21 protein-coding genes are annotated in these 24,647 nt (G+C 53.2%); 7 read left to right on the top strand and 14 right to left on the bottom strand.

What is annotated here, in order from left to right; all coding sequences use genetic code 11:
- The first annotated feature begins 54 nt into the window (after nucleotides 1-54).
- Nucleotides 55-786, top strand: a complete 732-nt coding sequence (locus SH287x_RS03675; RefSeq protein ID WP_479517086.1) for a class I SAM-dependent methyltransferase — start codon at nucleotides 55-57, stop codon at nucleotides 784-786.
- A 10-nt stretch (nucleotides 787-796) separates the two neighbouring features.
- On the opposite strand, the gene SH287x_RS03670 is transcribed toward SH287x_RS03675, so the two are convergent.
- Nucleotides 797-1,591 (bottom strand): SDR family oxidoreductase, encoded by a 795-nt coding sequence (locus tag SH287x_RS03670; protein ID WP_479517085.1) that lies wholly within the window; start codon nucleotides 1,589-1,591, stop codon nucleotides 797-799.
- Between the two features lie 158 nt (nucleotides 1,592-1,749).
- On the bottom strand, nucleotides 1,750-2,904 hold the full coding sequence (locus SH287x_RS03665; RefSeq protein WP_479517084.1) for an HlyD family secretion protein: 1,155 nt from the start codon (nucleotides 2,902-2,904) through the stop codon (nucleotides 1,750-1,752).
- A gap of 434 nt (nucleotides 2,905-3,338) precedes the next feature.
- Here SH287x_RS03665 and SH287x_RS03660 point away from each other — a divergent pair, with 434 nt between their 5' ends.
- Nucleotides 3,339-4,307 carry an amidohydrolase family protein gene (locus tag SH287x_RS03660; protein WP_479517083.1) on the top strand — a complete coding sequence of 323 codons (969 nt, stop codon included), beginning with the start codon at nucleotides 3,339-3,341 and terminating at the stop codon, nucleotides 4,305-4,307.
- Here the strand turns inward: SH287x_RS03660 and SH287x_RS03655 are convergent.
- Both SH287x_RS03655 and SH287x_RS03650 read right to left on the bottom strand, forming a co-directional pair.
- Complete coding sequence (locus SH287x_RS03655; RefSeq protein WP_479517082.1) at nucleotides 4,289-6,841, bottom strand: anti-sigma factor family protein; 2,553 nt, start codon at nucleotides 6,839-6,841, stop codon at nucleotides 4,289-4,291. The two genes, SH287x_RS03660 and SH287x_RS03655, sit on opposite strands and share 19 nt — an antisense overlap.
- A 29-nt stretch (nucleotides 6,842-6,870) precedes the next feature.
- A complete protein-coding gene (locus SH287x_RS03650; RefSeq protein WP_479517081.1) occupies nucleotides 6,871-7,455 on the bottom strand; it encodes a sigma-70 family RNA polymerase sigma factor in 585 nt (194 codons plus the stop codon).
- A 12-nt stretch (nucleotides 7,456-7,467) separates the two neighbouring features.
- Here SH287x_RS03650 and SH287x_RS03645 point away from each other — a divergent pair, with 12 nt between their 5' ends.
- Nucleotides 7,468-7,755, top strand: coding sequence for a hypothetical protein (locus SH287x_RS03645; protein ID WP_479517080.1), 288 nt, complete (start codon nucleotides 7,468-7,470; stop codon nucleotides 7,753-7,755).
- Here the strand turns inward: SH287x_RS03645 and SH287x_RS03640 are convergent.
- From SH287x_RS03640 to SH287x_RS03620, 5 genes are all read right to left on the bottom strand, one after another.
- A complete protein-coding gene (locus SH287x_RS03640; RefSeq protein ID WP_479517079.1) occupies nucleotides 7,752-8,825 on the bottom strand; it encodes a prolipoprotein diacylglyceryl transferase in 1,074 nt (357 codons plus the stop codon). The two genes, SH287x_RS03645 and SH287x_RS03640, sit on opposite strands and share 4 nt — an antisense overlap.
- A gap of 22 nt (nucleotides 8,826-8,847) precedes the next feature.
- Entirely contained in the window at nucleotides 8,848-9,774 is a 927-nt protein-coding gene (gene panC / locus SH287x_RS03635; RefSeq protein ID WP_479517078.1) for a pantoate--beta-alanine ligase, read from the bottom strand.
- A gap of 54 nt (nucleotides 9,775-9,828) precedes the next feature.
- Nucleotides 9,829-10,698, bottom strand: a complete 870-nt coding sequence (locus SH287x_RS03630; RefSeq protein ID WP_479517077.1) for a DUF1571 domain-containing protein — start codon at nucleotides 10,696-10,698, stop codon at nucleotides 9,829-9,831.
- A gap of 198 nt (nucleotides 10,699-10,896) precedes the next feature.
- Nucleotides 10,897-11,667 carry a DUF1570 domain-containing protein gene (locus tag SH287x_RS03625; protein ID WP_479517076.1) on the bottom strand — a complete coding sequence of 257 codons (771 nt, stop codon included), beginning with the start codon at nucleotides 11,665-11,667 and terminating at the stop codon, nucleotides 10,897-10,899.
- Nucleotides 11,668-11,923: 256 nt separating this feature from the next.
- On the bottom strand, nucleotides 11,924-12,115 hold the full coding sequence (locus SH287x_RS03620) for a hypothetical protein (protein WP_479517075.1): 192 nt from the start codon (nucleotides 12,113-12,115) through the stop codon (nucleotides 11,924-11,926).
- Nucleotides 12,116-12,437: 322 nt separating this feature from the next.
- Between SH287x_RS03620 and SH287x_RS03615 the strand changes: the two genes are divergently transcribed.
- Nucleotides 12,438-13,673, top strand: coding sequence for a hypothetical protein (locus SH287x_RS03615; protein ID WP_479517074.1), 1,236 nt, complete (start codon nucleotides 12,438-12,440; stop codon nucleotides 13,671-13,673).
- Between the two features lie 95 nt (nucleotides 13,674-13,768).
- Here SH287x_RS03615 and SH287x_RS03610 read toward each other — a convergent pair whose 3' ends face one another.
- Nucleotides 13,769-15,211: a cytochrome P450 gene (locus SH287x_RS03610; RefSeq protein ID WP_479517073.1), complete on the bottom strand. Its 1,443-nt coding sequence runs from the start codon at nucleotides 15,209-15,211 to the stop codon at nucleotides 13,769-13,771.
- Nucleotides 15,212-15,557: 346 nt separating this feature from the next.
- Between SH287x_RS03610 and SH287x_RS03605 the strand changes: the two genes are divergently transcribed.
- Nucleotides 15,558-17,045, top strand: a complete 1,488-nt coding sequence (locus SH287x_RS03605; protein WP_479517072.1) for a dicarboxylate/amino acid:cation symporter — start codon at nucleotides 15,558-15,560, stop codon at nucleotides 17,043-17,045.
- A 201-nt stretch (nucleotides 17,046-17,246) separates the two neighbouring features.
- Nucleotides 17,247-19,289 (top strand): phenylalanine--tRNA ligase subunit beta, encoded by a 2,043-nt coding sequence (gene pheT, locus SH287x_RS03600; protein ID WP_479517071.1) that lies wholly within the window; start codon nucleotides 17,247-17,249, stop codon nucleotides 19,287-19,289.
- 125 nt (nucleotides 19,290-19,414) lie between these two features.
- Here the strand turns inward: pheT and SH287x_RS03595 are convergent, their stop codons facing one another.
- From SH287x_RS03595 to SH287x_RS03580, 4 genes are all read right to left on the bottom strand, one after another.
- On the bottom strand, nucleotides 19,415-20,269 hold the full coding sequence (locus tag SH287x_RS03595; protein ID WP_479517070.1) for a hypothetical protein: 855 nt from the start codon (nucleotides 20,267-20,269) through the stop codon (nucleotides 19,415-19,417).
- Nucleotides 20,270-20,591: 322 nt separating this feature from the next.
- The gene (locus SH287x_RS03590) at nucleotides 20,592-21,581 is read right to left on the bottom strand and encodes a response regulator (protein ID WP_479517069.1); all 990 of its coding nucleotides are present in this window, start codon (nucleotides 21,579-21,581) and stop codon (nucleotides 20,592-20,594) included.
- A 433-nt stretch (nucleotides 21,582-22,014) separates the two neighbouring features.
- The gene (locus SH287x_RS03585) at nucleotides 22,015-22,485 is read right to left on the bottom strand and encodes a transthyretin-like family protein (protein WP_479517068.1); all 471 of its coding nucleotides are present in this window, start codon (nucleotides 22,483-22,485) and stop codon (nucleotides 22,015-22,017) included.
- A 292-nt stretch (nucleotides 22,486-22,777) separates the two neighbouring features.
- Nucleotides 22,778-23,788 carry a DUF1559 family PulG-like putative transporter gene (locus SH287x_RS03580; protein ID WP_479517067.1) on the bottom strand — a complete coding sequence of 337 codons (1,011 nt, stop codon included), beginning with the start codon at nucleotides 23,786-23,788 and terminating at the stop codon, nucleotides 22,778-22,780.
- A 289-nt stretch (nucleotides 23,789-24,077) separates the two neighbouring features.
- Between SH287x_RS03580 and SH287x_RS03575 the strand changes: the two genes are divergently transcribed.
- Nucleotides 24,078-24,647, top strand: a complete 570-nt coding sequence (locus tag SH287x_RS03575; protein ID WP_479517066.1) for a sigma-70 family RNA polymerase sigma factor — start codon at nucleotides 24,078-24,080, stop codon at nucleotides 24,645-24,647.

Genomic DNA, 24,647 nt, shown 5'->3' with positions numbered 1-24,647 from the left:
CGAGCCGTCAGCCTTCTGCTTCCAAGCTATCGCGATTCCAGGAGTTTTCTCCCGATGACACCTCACTGCGACAAATCCACGGTGGACGAGATTCGCACGCGATTTGATCACGACGTTGAACGCTTTTCGAACCTGGAAACTGGTCAGACGTCAACAATCGATGCCGCCTATTGCCTGGATCTTGTCGCACGAGCCGCCAAAGCCACCACCCCCACTGCCACATCACTTCTCGATATTGGCTGCGGGGCAGGCAACTTTTCGCTCAAAATACTGGAATCACTTCCCGGCATGAACGTCACGCTGATTGATCTCAGCCAGCCGATGCTGACCCGGGCTAAAGAGCGTCTGAGCCAATCGACAGCGGCGAACATCACTACTCTTCAAGGAGATCTCCGCGAGCTTGAGCTAGGCGCAGAGGCTTTTGATGTGGTCATTGCTGCCGCAGTGCTGCATCACCTGCGCACAGAGGAAGAATGGGCTGCCGTCTTTCAGAAGATCTTCTCCTCTTTGAAACCTGGGGGTTCTTTCTGGATCTTTGACCTGGTTGAAAGCACCTCTCCAGAAATCGAAACGGTCATGAAGTCTCTTTATGGCGACTACCTGACGCGATTGAAGGACACTGCTTATCGCGACCATGTGTTCGCCTACATCGCCCGCGAAGACACACCGCAATCGTTGATGTTTCAACTCGATCAATTACGACATGCCGGCTTCAGGCAGATCGAAATCCTGCATAAGCACGTCTCATTTGCGGCATTCGGGGGACGCAAACCTCTGTCATCCTGATTGTCTCCCATCAGTTCTTCGACTTTGAAGCCACTTTAGCCAGTCGTTCCTGCACGCGCGAAAAGTTATGGAGCCAGCGGTCGTAGTCTTCTGTCTTGAAGCGGAAGAACTCCAGAACTTCCTGATGCGGCAAAACCAGGAAGCGATTATCAGCAATGGCTTGAATGGTCGAGTCGGCCACCTGTTCAGCAGTCAAAGCACTCATGTGCAGAAACTGATGAATCGGGTCGTCCATATCCAGAAACTCGGTGGCGACTCCTGCCGGGCAGAGACAATGAAACTGAATTCCCTGTCGGCGGTAATGCACCGAAAGCCATTCGGCGACAGAAACACTGCCATGCTTCGTGACAGAGTAACTGAGCGAACCGATCTCGGTCAGTACGCCAGCTGCAGAAGCGGTTACGACAAACACGCCTTTGCCCTGACTCACCATGGTGGGAATCGTCAGGCGGGCTAATTCAACATGCGAAAGGACATTCACTTTCCAAAGCTTGTCCCATTCGTCAGGAGGAGTTTCCAGCCCCCCTTTGGCTGTCACACCAGCATTGGAGAAGACGGTATCAATCGAACCATACTTCTCGAAAATCGATTGCGTTAAACGCTCCAACTCCCCCGGAACCGCCACGTCGCAGGCTACGGCCATGGCGGAAGAAGAACACGCGCTGGCCACTTCTTCTGCGGCAGCCAGATCACGGTCACTAACCACAACCACCCGCGGAGATTCAGCAGATGCTCTTAATGCAAGCGCTTTCCCAATCCCGCGGCCGCCGCCTGTCACAAGGACAACGTGGTCAGAAATCTGCATTCGTCACTCCGAATATGAAGACCCACATGTCACCTGAAGGAAATGTCAGTTCCTTCTCAAGAAACCGGGATCAAACTCAAATCGGAGCCATCTGTAAAGGGCGGGAGGGAAAAAGTTATTGACTGTTGGAATGCCAGCACCAACCCGGGAAAAACCACTCAGGAACGGGGCAGAACGACTCGCACCCGGGAACCTAAAGGAAGTGTTGGCCACTCTCGACCGCTGGCTTCAATACGAACTTCGACAGGAACATCATGAGCCGATGTCGACACCACGCTGTCAGCTCGCAAAGGAATTCCCATCACGATTCCCGATCGTTTTTCATCTCCTGGAAAGACGAGATCAACCTTCATCCCTCGAATGACATGCGACATCTCACGCGAAGGCACAGAAGCCAGCAGGAATCGATGATCTTCATCGATCAATTCAAAGAGCTTCTGCCCCACATCCACGAGATCCCCTTCTTTTAGAGCATAGGCTTCGACAGTCCCGTAATTTTCGCTGTTAACGACCAACCCGCCCTGCTTCGCTTCCCAACCCGACAATTCTAATTCGAGTCGTGAAACCTTTGCCTGGGCCACTTCAACCCCATGAGCTTTACGGATCAACTGCACAAGATCCTGATCCAGATCTTTCAGTTCAATCAGCCGTCTCTCACAAATTTGCAACTGCACAGCCACCGCCTCAGCAGACGTTGCGGCCGCATCCTGAGCGAGCAACGCTTTGAGTCGCTCTTCGTCGGGCAATGACTTATCAAACAAAAGAGAACCAGCTTCCGCTTTCAGGCTCGCCAGTGATGTCACAGGATTCAGTCGCTTCAGATAGTCCTGCCACGCAATATGCTCAACCTGTTTTTGAAATCGTAGCTGAAGAAGATCAGCCGCTCGTAGTTGGGCTTCAAATTCAGCGGCCTTCAGTTCCCTCCGACGCCATTCGAGATCTACCGACGCTTCCGCATTCGACCGATCGACTTCCGCACGGGCTTCATCCAGTTGGCGTTTCAGACGGATGATGTTTTCATCAATCGAAGGATCCAGCAAAGTCACCAGCGGCTGACCAATACCAATCACATGACCGGGAGCCACATGAATGCGAGAAATAATGGCACGACGCGCCGCAGTGACCGTCGAAACCTGAGCTTCCAATGAGCATTGAAAATGCTTTGATTCCAGCTGATCCAGACCAACCGTCAGCATCCCTCCAGCGCCAAGCACCAGAACGGCCAATAGAACCAGACGAATTCCGGGAATCGGAACCGGTGGTGAACTGGTAAGATCAAGTGGTGAGTTGAGAACGGTAGATGTGGCTGACATGGACTCCCTCCCTTACAGATGACTTGAGCATCGGCATGGGAAGCAGAGAAGCATTGCCTAAGTCACAATCGTCACGGTGATAATTCGAGGAGTGACCGTCAAAGTTTACCCAAACGGAACCAAACACACTTTTCCCATCCAGTTCTCCGATCAGAAAACCGGCAATTCCCGCAAGTCATTGATCAGCAGGAGGGGAAGATGAGGGTCGAGACGTTGCATGAACCTTCCAGGTAACAAATTCTGACAATTCACCGCGTCTGACTTCTCACTCTGATGACTTCAGACCCCTTCGTTGGTCTGTCAAAATTTGATCTGTCAAAATGAAATAGCAGCGTTAAACAGGTTGTTTAGTCCGACATCCGAGAACGTGATACCCTATCAACCGCAAGATAAGGCCGTGATACGGCACGACTTTCATCATAAGAGCAATATTCATGATCTCCGCAATCGGTTCCACTTCTGGTTCTGCCCCCCTTTCAACAGCAACCGCGCCGTCGCCGGGAAGTGCCGATGTCCCTGCGTTTCCAATCATCGACACGCATCAACACCTGTGGGATCTGCACAAATTTGAACTCCCGTGGCAGCAAAGCGATCCAGACTTTCCTGCCGGCGAACATCCCTTGGCAAAAAGCCATTTGATGGAGCACTACCTGCAAGCAGCCATTGGGCTAGGCATTGTGAAAACCATCGCGATGGAGGTGGATGTTTCTGTTGATCAGCAGGAAGCCGAAATGGAGTACCTGACGGCCCTCTGCCAAGACCCCACCAATCCCATGGTCGGCGCAGTCGTCTCTTCACGGCCCGGCGAACCGGGGTTTCATCAATGGGTCAAAAAACTGGCGGGCAATCCATGGATTAAAGGGGTTCGCCGCGTTCTGCACGCGGCTGACACTCCTCCCGGACTATGCACATCAGCAACGTTCATCCGAAGCATGCAGGAGCTGGGAGAACACGGCCTGCGATTTGATTTCTGTATCCGTCCCACTGAACTGGCGGATGTGGCATTAGTTGCCGCTGCTTGCCCCCAAACCCAGTTCATTCTGGATCATTGCGGCAACCTGCCAGTGCACCATGCCAGCCAGGAACTCAAAGAGATTTGGAAACGTGGCCTTCTGAAAGTCGCCCAGCAGCCAAACGTCGTCTGCAAAATTTCTGGGATTGTCGCCAGTGCCCGCGATGATCATTGGCATATGGAAGACCTTCAGCCCGTCATTGAAGAAACACTGGCGACATTTGGCCCTGACCGCGTGATGTTTGCCAGTGATTGGCCAGTCTGCACACTGAAATCAAGCCTGTCACGATGGGTCACCACACTCCGCACAATGGTGTCAGATCGTCCTTTCGAGGAACAACGGCGACTCTTTCATGATAATGCCGTCCGTGTTTATGGCTTGGCCGATTGAGGTGCCCCAGCACTCACCTGCCCCGGAGTCAACACCAGCAGCAGCCGCACTTTCTGAGAGTCAACCGACTGAGAGTCAACCGACTGAGAGTTAACCGGTTGAGGATCAACCTGCTTTTCAGGAACAGCCTGAGTCAGACTTTCGGCTTCTTGGCCCCCATCTCCCGTTAAGGGGCGTGTCACCATCGCTCTGGCAGCAACAGCATCCCTCCGGGGCACCGCCTGAACATCTCTTGAACGCGCTATCTCCGATGGAGCAGCCGCTTGAGAACTAGCTGCCATCGGGAGAGACTGCGAGCCTGTGATGACACGGGTTTGAAATTCGATCCCCTGTCGAAAAGCCAGACCCATGGGCACTCCGCGCTGTAAGAAATTCCCAGACCCTTCAGAGTTTAAAAGAGGATTTTCGATCGTTTTCTGATCCTCAGCTTTCAAAATACCATTTTGTGGATCAGTGAGTTGGGTTTTCATCGGCTGACTTTTGTATGCCGGTGCTGGCGCACTCCCCGGCATCACCCTGGCAACTCTCGTTTCTCTTTGATCACGCCCTTCCCCTTCGATCAACTTTTGAGCAAGGGAGACATCGACAGAACCTTTCGCCAGTCCGGCTGCGGATTCCTGCGTGAACTGAGAAAAGTTTCTGGCAGGAAGCGGAACAGGGATGGCTTTCACTTCGACCATCTGAGGCGGAACGACTTGGCTGTCATGGGAATGGGGTGGTACTGCTGCTGCAAAACCATCCTGGTGAACGCGATGTTGGCGAACATCCCACTTCTCCATCGCTTCCAGGTCTCTCTCTCCCAGGCCAGATTTTCCCGGATCAGTAGCCGAGACAGCAGGAGAAGACATGGGAAGAGTGGACGCGGCTGGCGTGGACATCACACCCAGATTCTGCTGACGTTCCCGCCAGAGACGCGACAGTTCCACCACATTCGACTGCACCACATCGGCCGACTCCTCTCCGGAATTGGCTTGGGAACGAGAGCTGTCTATCAAAGAAGCCACATTCTCTTCGGCCACTGGCTGTGAAGTCCTTCCACGCGGAACAATCGTTCGACCAAAGGATCGCTGCTCGTCACTTCGTTGCACATCGTTCCATTCTCCCACCGACTGAACCAGGGAAGGAATCGCTGGTGTTTCCATGGGGGATTGCAGCCGAAGCTGCTTCATTAATCCCGCTGCTTCCATCTCTGATAATGCCTGGGAAAGTGACGGGCGACTGGCTTCAATATAAAAGACCACGGCATTTGACGTACCGGCGTGAGTGTTGCCAGCAGTTCCAGACTCTCCTCCCATCGCGCCGCTTGCTGCCATTTGATTGGCCACTTCTGCTGCACCGCTCAATGTGTTATTTCCGACCAGACCATCGATGGTGTCAGGGTGATTAACAGCAGAACCCAGTCCATTCCTCTCAGTAGAAGGGGAAATCGCTGACACGGGAGAGCGGGCAAGGTCTCTCGTGAATCCATCAGTGGCCAAGGCCTTCTCTTGGGATGAGGCCAATGACGCAACCTGAGGTACAGCCATCTGGAAATTGAGCTTCTGATGAGCGAGTTCAGGCGTGTTGTCCCCGACAACAATCGCATTGGACATCAGGCGTTCCAACACGAATTGTGAGGAAACTTCAGGATTTTCAACAGTCATTTCCAATACAGCGACGGCATCCTGTCCAGCGGGAAAATAGGAGACAAGATCCCCCGTCCGAAGTTGGTTCAATGGCTCAGACGGAACCTGACTCTTTTCACTCGCCATCTGAGGAAATAACGCCGCCGCCTGCACATCGGGAGCCTGCGGATCAGACATGTTGGAGACTACAGGCTGAGAGCCAAAAACCTGGGGATTCCCATTGTCGCCGGGCGTTGTGAGCGTACTAACAAGAGGACTCCCCGGCATCGTGGCATTGGCGAAGGACTTTGATTGCTTCGCGGCTGGCTCCATCAAGCTGCTATTGGAAGAAGCGACATTGGCAGCGACAGCATCATGCCGCTTGTCCTGCACCTCCAGTTCCAGACTTTGAACCCGACGGGCTGAACTTTCAGACTGAGATTTTTCTGCCAGAGACATTTCTGCCGGCAGATTTTTGTCAGTTCTCGAAGCCACTCGCTCATGACGCAAAACGTGCTGGCCTTCCAATCGATCAAAACTCAGGTTCAATTCCGCTGGACTGGCTGGCCCGAGTTTGGCTGAAACGGGAAAGCTCTGTGCAATCATCTGATCATTCGGCAGGTTGGCACGAACTCCAATGACAACAACCGCCGCCGTTGTCAGCGATGCGCAGACTGCGACCCAGGCTTCGCGTGTCCATTTCCAGCGTGCAGGAGATGACACGAGGGCATACTGGGGGCGCCAGCGAAACGATTTCCCTGCAAGAAACGAATCATCCTGAAGCAACGCCTGGTTCTGCCGGAATCCCTCGACCAGCTCACGAGCTTCCGCCGATGTGGCCAACAATTTCTCGACACGGATCTGCTCCTCTGGTGATGCTTCACCATCGATCCATGCAGAAATGGCCTCGTGTTCATCGGGTCGCAGCATGCTTTTCATTCCACCACGATCTTCCTGCATCAACAGGCACGCTGTTCGTGCTTTAATTTTCGTTCAAGACGAGTCCGAAGGTCTTGTCTGGCCCGATGAATCCGGCTGCGAACCGTTCCCAGCGGGCAATCCACAATTTGAGCAATTTCTTCGTACCCCAACCCCTCCATTTCGGTCAGCACCAGAACTGTCCGGAAAGATTCCTCCATGGCAGCCAGCGCTTGTTGCACCATCTGCTGCTGATCGGCCACATCCAGGGCATTGGCCGGGTTGGCATCCGGATGGCGATCTTCCAGATCATCTCCCAGCAAATCGCGATTGGCTTCAATCGATTGAGTCACCCCTTTCCGCTGTCGACGCGAGGAGTGAAGCAGATTCAAGGCAATCCGGAAGACCCACGAGTAAAACTGAGATTCTCCCCGGAAAGCTGGCAGACCACGCCATGCGCGCGTAAACGCTTCCTGGCAAATGTCTTCCGCATCTTCAGGTGACCCCACGATCCGTGTCATCGAACGAAACAACCTCTGCTCATATCGGCGCACAAGAAGAGTATAGCCCTCCGTATGGCCGGCTTGAGCAGACTGAATCAGTTCATGGTCAGTCAGTGTCTGCAAGGATGTCATTCTATGCAGGGTTTGAAGGCTGATCGCTTCTTTGAAATTGACCGGGGGAACCCGGGTTCTCTCGAAATCCCGTTCCACGCAAAAATTGTCATGAGGTCAGTTTTTCATCAGCCCGACTCTCCCCGTGATTCAAAAAAACTCATTCTCACAGGAAATCAGACTGAACTCACCGGCCCACAGATCATTGGAGCAGGTTCATTCCAGGAAAGTTCCCTCAAAGCAGCATACCGGGGGAATTCTTCCCGATTCTTTTTGAAACGGCAAAAACCTTCCGAGAGCAGCCAGTTTTAAGCCACTCCCTCCCCTTGCGCAGCCTGACGGCGGACGAGAGGCGGACGAGTAAACACAAAAATCAGCAGCAGCACGATACTTGTGCCCAATCCCAGGCTGATCCACTGTGAAATCGTTAATGAAGTGGAAAACTGTCCTTGTTCGTCGCTTCTCAACAATTCCACAAAGTAACGGGTGATGGTGTACGTCAAAACGGCAAAGCCAAAGACCGCCCCATGACGAGTCCGGTAAGGGAAATAGAGATATGCTGCCGCTGCGATCAAAAAGCCATCAATCGCACTATAGATCTGAGTCGGTTGCAACACCGGAGTCATTGTACTTAGGGGGGAAATAATCCCGCGGGAGACGAACTCCCAGTAAGTCACACTCTCGCCCGGAAATTGAATCCCGATGGGAAGTGCGCAGACATCCCCGTAACAGCAACCATTGAGCAGGCAGCCAATCCGACCAAAGCCGACACCCACAAAAATCGAGGGGGTAATGATATCGGCCAGTTGTAAAGGATTAATCTTTTTCCAGAAGCAAAAGACAAAGTAAGCCAAAGCCCCCATCAGGAGACCACCAAACAGAACAATTCCCCCTTGAGAAAGATTAACGAAGGCCAACAGGCTTCCCAGCCCGGAAGTCCCCGCAAAAACCTTTTCGGGATACTGCACCGCAAAAAACAGGCGTGCTCCAAAGAGACCGGGAATAAAAATGCTGATCGCCAGATCCCAGATCAACTCAGGGGAAATTCCCTGTTCACTTGCTCGACGGGTCGCCAGAAAGACTGCCGTGGTAAATCCAAGGAACAGCATCAGCCCGTAGCCGAAAAAGGGAATCCCATCTGTCGCAAACTTCGGGCCAATCGCGGGTGCCTGCCAGATCGCCAGACCAATTGCCGCCCAGATCCCGATCGCCATCGGGTCTTGTGTCAGATTTTTCCACTGACCACTCAGAGCTGCTCTTGCGAGGAGCGCTGCCCCCACAAGTCCCCAGATCAATAAAAAAATGCCGACGCCAAAGGTCGGGATGTCGACTCCCCCGACTCGAAAATGATCCCAGGGAATGCGGAAAAGAACCTGCAACATTCTCAAACCCTTTGTTCCGCAATCAGACCGGCAATGGCTTTACAACTGGAGTCAGAAGCTGTTTTGCCTCTCCCAGTAACAGATTGTCAATGAGTCGCGTCGTCCCCAGACGGCAAGCCACCAATGCCACCGCACTTTCAGGCAACTGGTCTTCAAGAGCACTCAGAGGCTCTAAAGTCTCCGGATGCACCACAGCGATATAGTTCACCACAAGCAATGGTTGACTGGCAATGCGAGACGCGATTTCAGCCTCCAGCGCTGCGGGGGATTTCTCTCCCAACGACCAGAGTTTTTCTGCGGCAAACAGGCCCTGCGAGATTTGAACAGCCGCCACTCTCTGTTCGGCAGTGAGATAGATATTCCGACTGCTCATCGCCAACCCGTCAGCTTCGCGAATTGTCGCCAATGTGCGAATTTCGACAGGTTGATCCAGATCCAGCACCATCCGGCGGAGAATCGCCTGCTGCTGGTAATCCTTCTGCCCAAAAAAAGCCACATCCGGCAAGACGATATTAAACAGTTTGGTAACAACGGTCGTCACGCCTGAGAAATGAGTCGTACGAACACTCCCTTCCCAACGTTGAGACAATTCCGAAACAACCACCGTCGTATCCCGGCCCGGTCGGTACATTTCTTCTGGTTGAGGATAGAAGACCACGTCAACGCCGGCGGCTTTGCAATGTGCCAGATCCTGCTCTCGCGGCCGCGGGTATCGTGACAGGTCTTCCGTTGGAGCAAACTGCGTCGGATTCACAAAAATGCTGGCCACAGAGACTTCCATCGTCTGCCGGCATCCCTCCAGCAGACTGAGATGCCCTTGATGCAAGGCGCCCATCGTCGGAACAAAGCCGACACTCTTGCCAGACTGCCGAAGGTTGGCCACCGCCTTCCGGCATTCGGCAATTGTCTCAACAACCAGCACTGCTGCAACCTCTTCGTTGAACTTCACCAAAGGCGCCAGAGTTGAGTTGGCGCGGTATCAGACAAAACGCTGGAACAAGCATCACTTAAATTTGTATTGCGGGTTATCCACCGAAAAGTCGATGTTCTTCAGCCCCAGATTTGGCCGCAGAGAAACATAAGAATACTCTTCGATGAGGGGTGGAGCCGCATCTTTGGTTTGGGGGAAACCATACTGTTCCACCCGTACTGGCAGGCGGGTCGCTTTGTCGATGAAAAGCCTTGTCATATGGAACCGGAACTGGTTTCGTGGGCGAGGATGCGTCGATTCAATCACCTCAACTGCGACATCTTTCCCCAGCTTGGCATTCCGATAAAAGTTGACCTCGACTTCACCGTACTTGGTCTCCGCTTCCCACTGACGAATCACCTGTTCGAGCAATCGGTGAATCCCCAACATGGTGATGGGATAACGGTTGTCGGCCATGGCGTCCGAACTATCGACTGCTAGGGAGACCGTCCCGGCAATCGACAGAAATCCCGTCTCATGTCCCAGGATCATGTTCTTATTCTGACCATCGACATAGATCACTTCGCGACCGTCGTTGGGCTTGATGAACTTCATATAGACGCTGAACGGTTCTTTGCGAATCCGAACATAACTGACCTGTGGCTTGAGCTTGCCGTCGATCAACTCCCGTTTACTGAAGGTGGCATCGTAATCTCGGACATCCTTCAGGATGTTTTGTGATTCGTAAGCCATCTTCAAGGCAGGTGCCAGAGGATGGGATTCGTTGATTTCAACCGGCGTCGTGCTCGCTGGCAATGGCTGACCACGATCGGGAGCTTGGGCCAGAGCCGATGAATGCCCGATGCCAGCTACAGCGATCATTCCCCAGCCAAGCGCCAGCCCGACATGCCAGCGACACATCCCGCAGAGAAGGTGACTCAATACGTTGTTGAGTGAATTCATGCTCTTGATCCTCCATGGTGAAACTTCCCGAATTGAAAGTTTCACAAATAGCTCTCCTTTCGGCACGTTATACGCTGTGCGTCATTTGAGCAATTGAAGATTTCTGCACTGATCGGACTCATGAGTCCGAAAAGGCACAAAAAAATATCTCCCGGCAGGATAAGTCACATCGCACCGCCCTCGCCCACTTCATCAAAATCACTTGAAATGACGTGCATAAAGCGATGACCAGTTCCCTAATCTTGCGGGAAAAGCCTCTGCGAAAGGACGGGGAACATCCCCATTCATCGATGCCTGAAAATAGTCGTCCAGAATCTGACGAGCGGCAGGCGGGCCATGAATCATAAAATGAACAAGAGACCAGGCATCCCGGTAGTCATCGCTCCCCATATCCAGGAGATCCCGTTTTTTTTCCAATCCTGCGATATTTGGCCGCCCGCCAAACCGTCGCGACCACTTGATACTGGAGAGATGCGGGTTCTTAAACTTCTTCTCGGCCGCAGGAACTTCAAAATACTCGGCGATCCCTTCATCCAGCCACAAGGGCACAAAAGGGAGGCAGTTGTGAAGAATGGCATGTGTCGCCTCGTGACGCACATCGATTTCCATCTCTCGATGCCGGTAGGCATAGATCCGCCCCGCATCTTTCCCCTGGACGTACAGTGCACGTCGCTTAACGCCTTCAGGAACACGCTGCGAAACATACGTAGTGTAAGAATTTCGAGATGAAAACAAATAGACCTCAATCGGCCGATCACTGGCCTTCAGATTGAGAGTCGTCTCGATATCTCCTTGTAATGACGCAATTTCGTCAACCAGAGACTGTACTTCTTTCAAAGGGAATTCAGCCCGAATGGTGAGTGAACCAGCCGTATGCTGGGACTGCCATATCGCTCCGTGCGCAAACTCCCCCCGACTCCACAAGACGCAGAGAAAAAGCAGTTGCGTCCATCGAAGAAAGGATGCCATCCCTGGCTCCAGGCGAACTCTGACTGCGGCTAAAACGCCGGCAATTTTAATGACGTCAAAACTAACGACGAACAGACCTCGACCAAACAAACGGCCGTGAGCCAAATTGGCGAACCAACGAAATCCGGGCAAGGTGATGTTGGGGGACTCCTCCCGATTCGTCAACATCAGCTTGAAACCGAGGGCCAATCACATCGCCAGAATCACCTCGTGACAGCCAGCAGAATGTGACAGGATAAGGCACAACATGCCCGAATTAACCCACTGACGAAGCCTGAAAGGCATTCATCGTCACCGGTTCAGGAAAACCTGACTGTGGATTTGATGAGGGAGGAAGATGGTTCGCTGTCCACCACGCGCAACCCACCATCATGACAATCAACACAGCAAAAAAACCGCCCAGCAATTGACCCACAATGCGACCCGCCAATTGATCTGACTGAGTCATCTCCCGAAGATCATCCTCAGTCAGATGGCAAGAAACCGCAGTGTGAGGAGCATGTTCGGACATATTTCATGCTTTCCAGCAAGACAATGAAGCTGATTTGTGGAAGGAATATTCAGATCATAGGTCTTCGCAGCTCACAGTACGATGTTGGCACCCGACGAAAAATTCGGGGCATGTCCAACATCGCCACTGCACGCGAGCAGAAGAAGGGTTATAACACGAGAGTGACAACATATTGAAGTTTACCACAGACCGCCGATAAGTCAGCAGAGGCCAAGTTCGGCATGGCAGCCACACCAAGCCCAATGACATTGAGTGCCGCGTGACATCTTCCGATCAACCGACAATATCCACCCGACGATTCCAACAATCCAGCGAATGGATTGATCAGGTGATCGCAGCCCTTCGATTTTTGCCCAATGCGGCGGGGATCGCTTTTTCACCCATCCCCCTCTTGTTGGCTCTCGCAACCAGCTTGCTGCTGATGCCTGCCACCTGGTTAATGCCAACCGCAGCGTCTCCTGAAGTTCGTGTCAACGAAGTTCATCTAAACACGGCGAGAAACACACTCGGTCATCCGCAGCCAGTGCACATTGCCATCATGACAACGAGCGAAAACCCGCCCATCCTGACGTCCTGGTCCTGGTGGTCACAGGAGGATGAACCTGGCTCCTTCCCCTGGCTTGTCACGGGAGGAATTCCCTCCCTGCCCTTCTCGCTGTCAAAGTTCTGGCCTGTCAAAAATTGGGATCCTGCGACCTGGCCTGTGATTCTTCTCACCTGGATGATTGCCAGTTACAGCGGCCTTTGCCTGGCGCGATTTGCGGTACGCTCACTCGCCCAGAGGGAAATCAGTCTTTTTCAGTTGCTTCAAGAAGCGGGACGTGGCTGGTTCACCCTTCTGGCGGCGATGACACTTTTGATTGCCGCCTATGTTGCCTGTCAGTTGATACTGGCGATTTTCATGCTGCTGGTGAACATCCCCGTGCTTGGTAGCACGATTGCCATCCTTGAATCGCCCGTGACGATCGCATTGAGCCTTTTAGGAGGAATCGCCACGCTGCTGATCATCTGGGGCTGGCCCGTTCTGGGTGTTGCCTGGGCAATTGATGATTGCGATGGATTTGGCACCATCAGTCGTACCATTGGCTACGGAACCGCCGGATTCTTTACCGCAATGATCACCGGGATCATTGTTTCGGCCCTGGCGTTTTTGCTGGGAATGGCCATTCAGGTGCTGATTGCGACAGCATTTGCCGTCGGGACAGACTGGGCCTCCGACTTAGTCCGTATCGACTCTCAGCCCAACTGGACAGGCACGCTGCTGGCCGGACTCAACGTCATTCAACAGGCTTTACACATTTCGATCAGTTGGACTCTCCTGACAGCCTGGGCATTGCAGGTTCGGCAAATGGTGGATGCTCTTCCGCCCGATGCACCGGAAGTCTTTGACCGGGGAATGACGCCTCGCGAAACCTACCCTGTCGTTGGCCTCCGCGCAGTCACTCCACAAGCTCCCTCAATGGAATCACCACCCGGCGACCACCCCACGTCGTGAAATGGCAACGCCCTGGACTAACATTCAGAGCAGTCCCTATTTCTGAGGCTGTGTCAGTCCCTGCTTTCTCGAACAGGGTTGAAAGCAGTGGGTCATCAGGCCGCGCGAACGAATTGCCCGGTGATTTCCGGAAGATCGACCAGATCACCGATGTTGCCGCGAACGGGATTGGCAGAAAACCGTCCGTCCTGCGCCTCAATAATCATGGGAACAGGTGTGGTCGGCCCCAACATGGTGGAAATCACACGGCCGTTAACTTCGGCATAAGGCACGAGATTGAATTTGAACCGCGATAAAATCATCGGCAAAGCGGTTTTTAGAATGAGCATCCCCAGCGCCGCACCAATACACATGCGTGGCCCGGCTCCAAATGGCAGATAAGCATAAGGACTGGGACTGATCGACCCCCAGCGTTCCGGGCGGAAGCTATAAGGGTCTGGATACAGGTCAGCCCGATGATGGGTCATAAACTGACTGAAAATCACTGTTTCACCGGCACACAGATTAAGCGAACCCAGCATTTGCGGAGTTGTCGTCACTCGCTGAGAATAAGCGGAAGCCGGCAGGCAGCGCATGCTCTCTTTGATCACCTGCTCAGTGGAAACCAGTCGATCCAAAGCCGGCCCCACGGGTGCTTGCCCGTCCAGCAGAGCCAATTCATGATGGACGTTTAACATCGTTTCTGGATGCTGAGAGAGCAGGAATAACGTCCATGCAAACGTATGTGCGGTTGTCAGATGAGAAGCAGCAAACAGCAGGGCCGTGTGCCCAACAAGCTGTTCGTCAGTAATGGCCCCCTCTGAATCATGGGCTGCCAGCAGCATTGACAACGCATCATGACTGAGAGTTTGCCTGGTTCGCCTCAGTTCGATCATGGCTGAGATCTCAGAATCAAGATCAGCCGCAAAACTGAGAAGTTCTTCGTATCGGCCTGCGATTTCGGGATTGGAAACCATGGCCCCAATCCCGACCTCATGATTCATCCGCACCCAATGATCGGTCATTCGACCAATCCGATAGGCCATTTCCGGGTTATCCACCCCAAACAGAATCGACGACGTCACACGAAGCATGAACTCCGTCATTTCGTGGTTGATATCAACCACTTGACCCGGTTCCCATCGGCTGAGCAGATCTTCTGTCAGACTGACAATTGTCCCCGCGTAAAGAGGGACGGCCCGCTTACTGAAAGCATCCATGACTAATCGGCGATTACGGCGATGTTCCTCGCCGTTCATACTCAAGAGACCACTGGAGAGCCGGCGCTGGGGCGACTTTCGACCGCCACGCAGGGCAAAAAAGCGTGAATGATAGTTCACTGAATCACTGAGGACTTTGTGATTCCCCTCGGGACTGAAAACGAAATTCAGCCGCTGCCCATCTGCTGACAGTGATGCGTAATCCCCCTGCTCTTGCCGAAGTCGACGCATGCACGCAATCGGATCGGCAGGAAACTCCATGAGTGACCCATCCGCAGAGCTTGACTCTCCGGCCACAAGATCTCCGACAACACACCATTGAGAGCGAACGTCAACCATGACGTAAATCTTCCCTGACTTTCGCAGACATACAGACAACCCACTGAACTTCTATCCAGAAGCACAAAAGATGTCGACAGCGTCTTCAACGTGATGACAAGAACCGACGCATCCTGACACAGAGAAGTCAGCTCGACCAGCCCAGATTTCCCTGAGAACAATTTTTTTGAAACTTTGTGACCGATGGCGAGTTTACATGTCCCCATGCGCTATTTAGTGTGCATATTCAAAAATTGCTGCTCCGAGTTCAGCCCTCGCCGCTGAGAATCAACTCGTTTCACCGGTGCTCAGGTGGGATGAAACCCTAATGACCGAGGTGACCTGACACCCCAGGCATCCTCCAACCATGGAAAGTGAAGCATTGGCAACCAGCTCATCGCCAGACGCTCCCTCCCAGAAAACAACCGAGCACGATGAAGGATCTCACTGGAAAATCCTGATAGGCCTTGTTGCAGGGATCCTGCTGGGGCTTCTTTTCTACTATGCCACGTCGCTTGTTGTCCCTGCGGCTGACAAAGCGAATCCTTCCGATTTCCAAATCAAATTTCTCTACTGGAGCCAGGGCGTCGTCTATTGGATCGAAGGCTTTGGCAAGCTGTTTCTCCGTTTAATGTTCATGATTGTACTGCCGCTGGTCTTTTCAGCGTTAACGCTCGCCGTTGTGGAAATTGGCGATTTGAAGAAACTGGGAAGCATGGGTCTGCGAACCCTGGGATTCACAGCCATTCTCTCTATCTCCGCAGTGATTATCGGGCTGACGTTGGTCAACACTTTTCAGCCGGGAAAAGCCATTAGTGAAGCTCAGCGAACTCAGCTTTCCGAGCGGTATGCCACAGATGCAGAGAAAAAAGTTCAACAGTCTGAACAAACCAAACCTCTGCGCGATGTCTTGATCGATCTCTTCCCGGAAAATCCGCTTCAGGAGATGGTCGGGGCGGTAGATGGCTCCTCCAAGGGCGATGGCATGCTGGCCGTGATGGTCTTTGCCCTGGTCTGCGGCATGGCAATCACGACCAACCCCACCAAAGCGGTGGGATTCGTGTCGTGGCTGGAGGGGCTACAGCTCATCAGTTCCGTCGTGATCAACTTTGCCATGAGGCTGGCCCCGATAGGCGCCGGTTGCCTGGTTTTTGCCATTACGTCTCAACTGGGATTCGACATTCTGCGCGTGCTCGCCAGTTTTGTGCTGACCGCTTTGGCAGGCCTGGCGATCCATTTGTTTGTCACCTATTCCATCGTGCTGATGGTCTTCGCCAGAATGTCGCCCATCACCTTCTTTCGTGGGTCGGCTGAAGCGTTGCTGACAGCATTTGGAACCTCCTCCTCCAGCGCCACGCTCCCGACAGCGATGCGTGTGGCGACAGAAGATCTGAAATTCCCGCCGCGCGTCTCTAACTTTGTGCTGACTGTCGGGGCCACAGGAAATCAAAACGGAACAGCCCTCTTTGAAGGAGTTGTCGTTCTGTTCCTCGCGCAGGTGATGGGAGTTGACTTGACCTTTACCCAGCAAATTCAGGTCGTGATGATGTCCGTCCTGGCGGGAATTGGGACGGCAGGGGTTCCGGGAGGTTCTTTGCCGTTGATTGTGGTAGTGATGCAATCTGTGGGAATCCCTGGTTCCTCCATCGGCATCATTATGGGTGTCGACCGAATTCTTGATATGTCTCGGACAACGGTCAACGTGGCTGGCGATCTGGTGATTGCCGCCTGTGTGACAGAATCCGAACGGAAGATTGAGGCCGCTCAGCAGTCGATTTCAAACGTCCCTTCCACCACGATTGTGATGCCCGGTTCGCAAAACCCACCAGCGCCACCGGAACCGCCAGTCGCCTGAACTGGGCAGAACCTCTCACGACGGCTAAACTTGCGGTCGCTTGAGATTGGCGATTCGGTCGCACCAGCTTCAAATGAGACGTTCAGCCTCCCGGAGATGACGAGGGGGTGAAAATCATTTCTTGCCGTGGGCCGTATCATTCAGTCGATTCAGGCGGCCGAGTGCCGTTTCATGGATAGTTTTCAGCGATAGGCGGTTCGCATGCTGGTGAATCTGGATTGGCTCAAAGATTATGTCGCTATCAACCTCCCTGTCGAGGAACTGGGTGACCAGCTGACGCACGCCGGCCTTAATCTCGAATTTATCGAGCAACGGGGCACGCAAACCGTGATCGATCTGGAAGTCACCAGCAACCGCCCCGATTGTCTGGGCCATCTGGGAGTTGCCCGTGAAATCGCCGCTGTGAATGGCGAGCAACTCCGCTATCCCGATGCGGCTCCGAAATTCATCTCGGAACCAACATCAAGTTTGGTCAAGGTCTCGATTGACGAAAAGCACTTCTGCCCCTGCTACATCGCCCGAGTCATTCGAAATGTGAAAGTAGGCCCCAGCCCGGACTGGCTGGTGGATCGACTGTCATCACTCGGGATTGCTTCGATTAATAACGTGGTCGACGCCACAAACTATGTCATGTTTGAATGCTCCCAACCCCTCCATGCCTTCGACTATGCCAAGATTTCAGGCGGTGAATTGACCGTTCGCATGGCCAAAGCCGGCGAAAAAATCATGGCCATCAACCAGCGCGAGTATCCGCTGCAACCGACCATGGGCGTCATTGCCGATGCGCGCGGCCCAGTGGCGGTGGCTGGCGTGATGGGTGGCCTGAATAGCGAAATTGAGTCAAAAACTACAACAGTGCTTCTGGAAACCGCGTCGTTTTCTTCATTAAGCGTCCGCAACACATCCCGCGCCCTTGAACTGTTCAGCCCGTCATCATACCGCTATGAACGGCCTCTGGATCAGCACGGATTGGAATGGGCCAGCAGCCGATGTGCATTACTGATTCAGCAATTGGCGGGTGGAGAAATCCTGTCAGAACCTGTCATGTCGGGTGAGTTGGCTCCCGAGTTCGGCTCCCCGATCACCTTCCGACTGGCGCGCATTCCGAAGGTACTGGGAATTGATGTGCCGGTTCAAACGGTTCAGCAGATTCTCAAACAATTGGGATGCCGGGTGACTGTCGAGCAGAATCAGACTGCAACTGATAGCACAATATGCTTCCAGGTACTGGCTCCCTCTTTCCGCCGTGATCTGACACGAGAAATCGACCTGATTGAAGAAGTGGCGAGAATCCATGGCTACGATCAGATTCCGGAAGACGCTCTCGTCCCCCTCTGTTCCAGCCGAAAAACGACCATTGACCGCGTTTCTGAAAAGGTGCGCAGCACACTGGTTGCTTCCGGTTTCTTTGAGGCAATGACGGTCGCGTTCACCAGCGAATCGCAGCAGCAATGGTTCTCTCCGCACGGGGCCATCGCTCCGCTCACCGTCGATCACTCGCGGCGTCGATCCGAGAATCAATTACGACAAAGCCTGGTTCCGTCCTTGCTCAATGTCCGCCGCGAGAACATCCGCCGTGGCAATCATGATGCGCAACTGTTTGAAATCGCCCGTGTTTATCTGGGAAGTGAAATCACCAGCGATTGTGCCCAGCAACCCACAACTTTGGGATGTGTCAGCGGATTGCCCTTTCTGGAATTAAAAGGGATCATGACGGCGATCGCCCGTGCCTGTCGATCTGATCTTCGCTTGGAAGCACGTCCTTCCAGCCTCTCCACTTTTGCTCCATTCCGTGGAGCAGAACTGTGGCTTAATGATGTCCGCTGGGGATGGTGCGGCGAACTCCATGCGAATGCTGTGCAAGCGGCCGGCTTGCGCGATACCGTCAGCATCGCCGAAGTCGATGTCGCAGTTTTAGAAGCGGTCTTCCAGGCGGCTCCCCAATTCCAGCAGATCGCCCAGTTTCAGCCAGCGGTGCGAGATCTGAACTTTGTCCTGGCCGAAGAAGTCAACTGGAGCGACCTCGAACGCGTGGTGCGATCCGCCGCCGGTTCACTCCTGGAAACCGTCCGGTTCAGCGGCCAGTATCGCGGCAAACAGATCCCAGATGGCCAAAAGTCTTATCTGGTCACACTGTCTTACCGTTCTCACGAACGAACACTGACCAGCGAAGAAGTCGAAGTGGCCCAACAGGCTGTCATCAGCGAATGCCTGTCTCAACTGGGAGCACAGGTTCGGGCATAACGCCTGCCGATCTGCGACACAATCCGTTTCGCGCAAATTCAACTACTGTGTTCTGGCGGCGTAAAAATCCAGATTTTTCAAGTCAAATGACGAACATAAGCCGCCGCACTGACCCGGAAACGGGTTTAGAAAGCTGACTGAGCCGCACTGCTCCCTTTTTGTTGCGATCCCGCGCGAGGTTTTTCGCCCGTCAGCTTCATTGTTTCCAACATCATGGGAATGCCCGCTCCCAAAAAGGTGTTGGCATCAGAATCGGCGGGGGCCGCCACGATGACGGCGACCTGAATGTCCTTCTGCTGAATGATGTAGACATCAAAGAGATACGGGATCCCATCAATCGGCTGGGCAGGTCGAAGGTTCATCGCAGTAAAAGACTTCTTCGGCAGATAGGATGTCCCTTTAGGAAATATTTCAGTTGTGGTCTTGCGCTGATCTTCCGGGATCGCCAAGACTTGCCAGAAACGATCCAGAAAGTTCTGAGAGAATTGAGGGGCTTTTTCGATCTGACTGGTTTGAGCAAACATGGAGTAATTGCTGATCACATAAATGAATGCGTTCCGGGGAACGGAAGCACCATCCAGCGTGGCATTCACCTGCGTTTTCCAGGCGCCCAATAATCCCGGAAATTCAAAGTTGAAATAGTCTGGTTGACGGTGATCATCGACCACAGGGGCAGGCTTCCCCTCTTCGGCCTTGGGAACAACGGGTTTGGGGATTAATTGGAACTGGCGAGGAACTCGCAGTTCAACGCCCGACTCCCGCCACACTGACCCCAGCACCTGATCCTGTTTTTCCAGGTAGGCAAAATACTTTTTCGTTTCTTCCAAACGCGTTTCATAAGCCGCAGCACCACAACCGCTGAGAGAACTCAGGGTCAGGGAACAGACAATCAATGCCGCAATTCTCGCCAGGTTTGACTTCTGGAGTCCTGCGATAGCGAAGCGGCGTCGATTGGCAGGACGCGGGCAAAAGTTCGTCATGACACATTCATCCCATTGTCTGCGTTGAATTGCCTGCGTTGACCTGGATCGTGCTTCAGACCAGGCGAATGGAAACCATCCCGACAGCAATAAAGGCTGCTTTGGCTGCTTGAAAAAGTCCAGCCTGAAGAACCTGTGCATAAAGCTGATTTCGGCAAAGTTACCGAAGTCGTCTTCAGCAAACCAGCCCACTCACTTTGCGAATCGCAAACGCCAGCTGGCGTTCAAGGTGGCAAGACCTCTTTCAGCAGAGAAAGCAGGGGCGTATCAACGCAGTTTTGCACACCATCACGTGATGACCAACCATGCCAATCAGGCATAGTTATTCCCAATCATCGATCAGTTCACGCAGGCGACTATCATATTGCTCAGAAGGCGGTGAGTCACTGGAAGTGTCCCCTGTCACCAAATCCGCAATCTGTGACAGTGCCTCTGAAGCCGACGCCGATGATTGCGAAACTGACGAGGTTGATTCCCTGGAGGCGACTCCTCCTGCAACGCCAGCGGTCTTCCCTACTGGCACCCGCTCAGGATTACTTCCCCCGCTGGATCCAAAATCTCCGGTCGAAAAGAAACGGTCTCGCTGATTCGGGGCAGGAACAGAAGACGTTCCAGCAGAGACGTGTTTTCCCTGTGGAATCAAATTCTCGGGGGAGGATGAAGCTTCCTCCGCATGAGCAGATGTGGTCTGCTGCAAAGAGGCCTGCGGCAAAGGAGAATTGACTGCCGGTTTGCTCTCAGATGCCGCAAAACCTGTGGCAGGGCTGGCGTAACTGGGACGGGTCACATTCAATGCTGCTGCCGCCTGTGCCTCAACCCGCTGCATGATGGTTCTTCGGCGGGGATCAAATCGTGCCAGCTTATTGAACAAATCTTCCTTGGAGAAACTGGTCTTCACAATGTAGTCATGGGCGCCAGCCTGAATAGCGGCCATGACTGTTTCACGGCTGCTATCCGAGGTCAACATGACCAGCGAAACTTTGGAGAGCGCGGGATGTGCCCGGAAATGCCGAAGTGTTTTAATACCGTCCCAACCCGACATCTGCACATCAATCAGCACAATATCTGGTGCGTGCTCTGCCGCCTTATAGTACCCTTCGGCACCATCCGAAGCCACAGAGACCAGGTAATCCTTCCTGAGCAATGACATGATCAAGCTGCGGAACAGCGGATCGTCATCGATCACCAGGACTCGCGGGCGATCATTCGATGCAAACTCATTCATCGAAGTGGTCACACCCCAGGTTAAAGAATTGCGATTCGCATCTGAACGGAAAAGCGATATGGAGGCGAAATCAGGTGGCGTTTTCACGACCTCGTTTCGATCCCTCAACAAGTCTACAACACGAACGGCAATAACCCGGCTCCAAGTTGAGCTTTTCTTTTGATCTCTTCCCTCAGCCTTATGCGGTCACTCATTCCTGCCGCGTTGTATCGATTGTAGAGGATCTCCAGACAGCCCCTCCCACAAACATTGTCGGCAAAGAACAGGGAGGAAAAATCAATTAAAGAGTCAGCCGTACAGGCAAAATAACCGCACCAGCTGAGTTGGCATCACTCCTCTCAATACGCCCCCCCCATCCAGTATGAGCCATGCGAACAGGCACCTTGCGTACTGGCAAACTGGCAAGTGTCGCATTCCGTTTTCTCAGTTAATCATCGTGTCGTATTACTGTTTTCATTCTGTTTCAGGAGGACGATACGACGCGACCTCGACCGGGAGACATACAGATGATGCACATCAACTATTTATTCAGATTGTCTTCCAAATCGAATGTCAGGAAGCACTCTGTCTCATCCCCGGAGACGTTTGCCACGAGTCCGCTGGAAGCGGGGCTTCCGTACCTCTTGGGAATCAGCCATCTGGCCGGTGGTTTGGCAGACATGGTGTCCATCTCATCTGTCGAATCGCTGAGAGCGACCCGTTCGCTTTCCGAGAGAGGCACTTCTTCCATCGCCACGACGGAAACCCGATAGTTGCCCGGAATGGCCCCTGTCTGCGAGTTCGTGCAAAGCTGAAACTTTCCGTACTGATCAGTAATGGCTGTGGCAAGCGATCCGTACTCGGGCGTAAAGATGATCGTGGCATTTGACAATGGATCGTGATTGTACGTCAGCCGGCCATACACATCGACCAGCTTCGGGGCCTGTTGCCCACAACCGATTGTGGCTAGCAGCATGGCGATCAACAGGGAAGACTTCACGACCTCAGACATGCGGCGCATCCTTTTCTTTCAATCCAAATCAAGAACTGGCGGAACTCATTAAATTGATCGTGAGAGAAAGTCGACTGGCGGTTCGTCTCACTCAAAAGCGAGGTTGAACAGACTGTAAAGTCCAACATCGGAGGACGTTGCGGCGACACCAACCCTAAGACAAAGCCGTGACAGGCCACTCACGCTGGTTCATGATGTGACCGCGCTATCAGGCACAGGCTTTCGCTCTCAAACACGACGTTTCACGAAGCGGGGAGCGTGCTGCTCTTATCCGGTGTGGGCCAAGAAGCCGTTAAAATTCTCCGATGACCTTTCCATCCGCACGCCCCCCCAGGCTTTGGTAAACGTTGGCGTGATCGATGTTTTCGCCAAGGAATCGCACGCTCCCGTCGGCAAACAGGAATTGAGCTCCACCGGCATGTTGAGATCGGAAGCCATAGGAGAAGTTCCAATTGGAGGCTGCTGTGCAACTTGGATAAGCTGTATTGGCATTTTTTCCGGGGCAGGTTGTGAACTCATTGAGAGGGGTAATGGTCGTGGCTCCATCGTTGGTGGTCGAATAGGCAAAGGACCAACTGGCGCGGCTCCCTCCATCCAGACATGTGGGGATGAACTCCCCCACATGGATCGTGTTCGAGGTTCCATCTGTCACGTCCTGCATGCGAATCGAGATTCCGTCTCGTCCCGTCATCCCAGAAATGGCGGATTTATCTTTGCCACCTCCAAAACTTGAGGTCTTTTCGGCATAGCCATCGAAGAGAATGCACGCCGCAGCGCCGGATGTAATGGCTTGTGAGCCGACTGAACCGGCATATGTCGTGACATGGAACATTCCAAAAGCGGAGTCATTCTGTATGGAGCTGGAAGGTTCGCTGGGACACATCATTCCGGGTATCACGAATTCCTTGAAGGGCTTGTTCGGTTCGAGCAACTGCCAGGAGACATATCGGTAGCCGTCGTAGCTGGAGGCTGGAAGTAGGCAACTCATGTCGAGCTGGTTGTATAAAGGTGCCTGATCGAGGAATGGCAGCAACCGCACCATCCAGGTCGTTCTCGGATTGCCTGCCCGGGTGGATGTTCCGCAGATGGGAAACATTCCATAGGTGCCATGGTAGTTGTGGAGAGCCAGGCCGAATTGCTTCAGTTGATTCTTGCATTGTGTACGCCGTGCGGCCTCGCGAGCCTGCTGGACGGCGGGCAGCAGCAAAGCCACCAGGACGCCAATGATCGCGATCACCACGAGTAACTCGATGAGCGTGAAGCCTCTGCGAATGCTTTCGGAGGTCTGCGTTTGGGAGCGCATGAGAATTTCCTGATTTCTTGAGCGTGAAGAGGTATCAACGGCGAGCCATCTTACCAACGATGCAGCGGATGCTGATTGTCTGATGACGATGGTCACCGCCCATATGTAATGTCGCTTAGGACATTCAATCGTTACACGGAAACCCGATCTTAACCGAAGCTTCACTAGCCACTCACGGAAGATTCATGACCGAAAGGGGTTTTTCTTGCTGCGCGGGCGTGATAGACTCACCGATAAAAACTTCAACATGGAAACGGCTTCGGCGGAACGACGGGTTGGAATTTATGAGATGAATGCGCATTCGGATCTGGCTCTCAACTCAACTGTCACTTCAGTCCGTGAACTCACCCGCGTACAGTCGCATGAGTTGTTGACGGTGAACTGGCTCAGGGTTCAACCGGCCTTGACCGCGTTTTTACGAACATCAACCCCGCAGTTCTCTGATGCGGAGGATTTATTGCAGGAAGTCGCAGTAGAAGTCGCACGTCGATTCGATGACTATGATCCATCTCGCCCATTTCTCCCTTGGGTGACATGGATTGCGAAATTGAAAATTGCCGACTTTTATCGAGCACGGAATCGCGTGCCAGTGAAGTTTGTGGAAGAGTCACTGGATCTGCTCATTGAAACTTGTGATCAGGTTCAGGGGGCTTTAGTCGAGGAACATTCCGTTCTTAAAAAGTGTCTCTCACGACTCACGGGCCGTTCTCGAGAATTGATACAACTGCGTTACCAGCATGATTTCACGCCACAACAGATCGCCGCAAAAGTCAACATGACCTCGGGATCTGTCCGTACAGCGCTCTCTCGAATTCGCTCCGCATTGTTGGATTGCATTCAGGCCAACGCTCTCACTTGA

This window comes from Planctopirus sp. SH287 (genome assembly GCF_056500625.1).
This window is presented reverse-complemented; position numbering and strand designations above follow the sequence as displayed.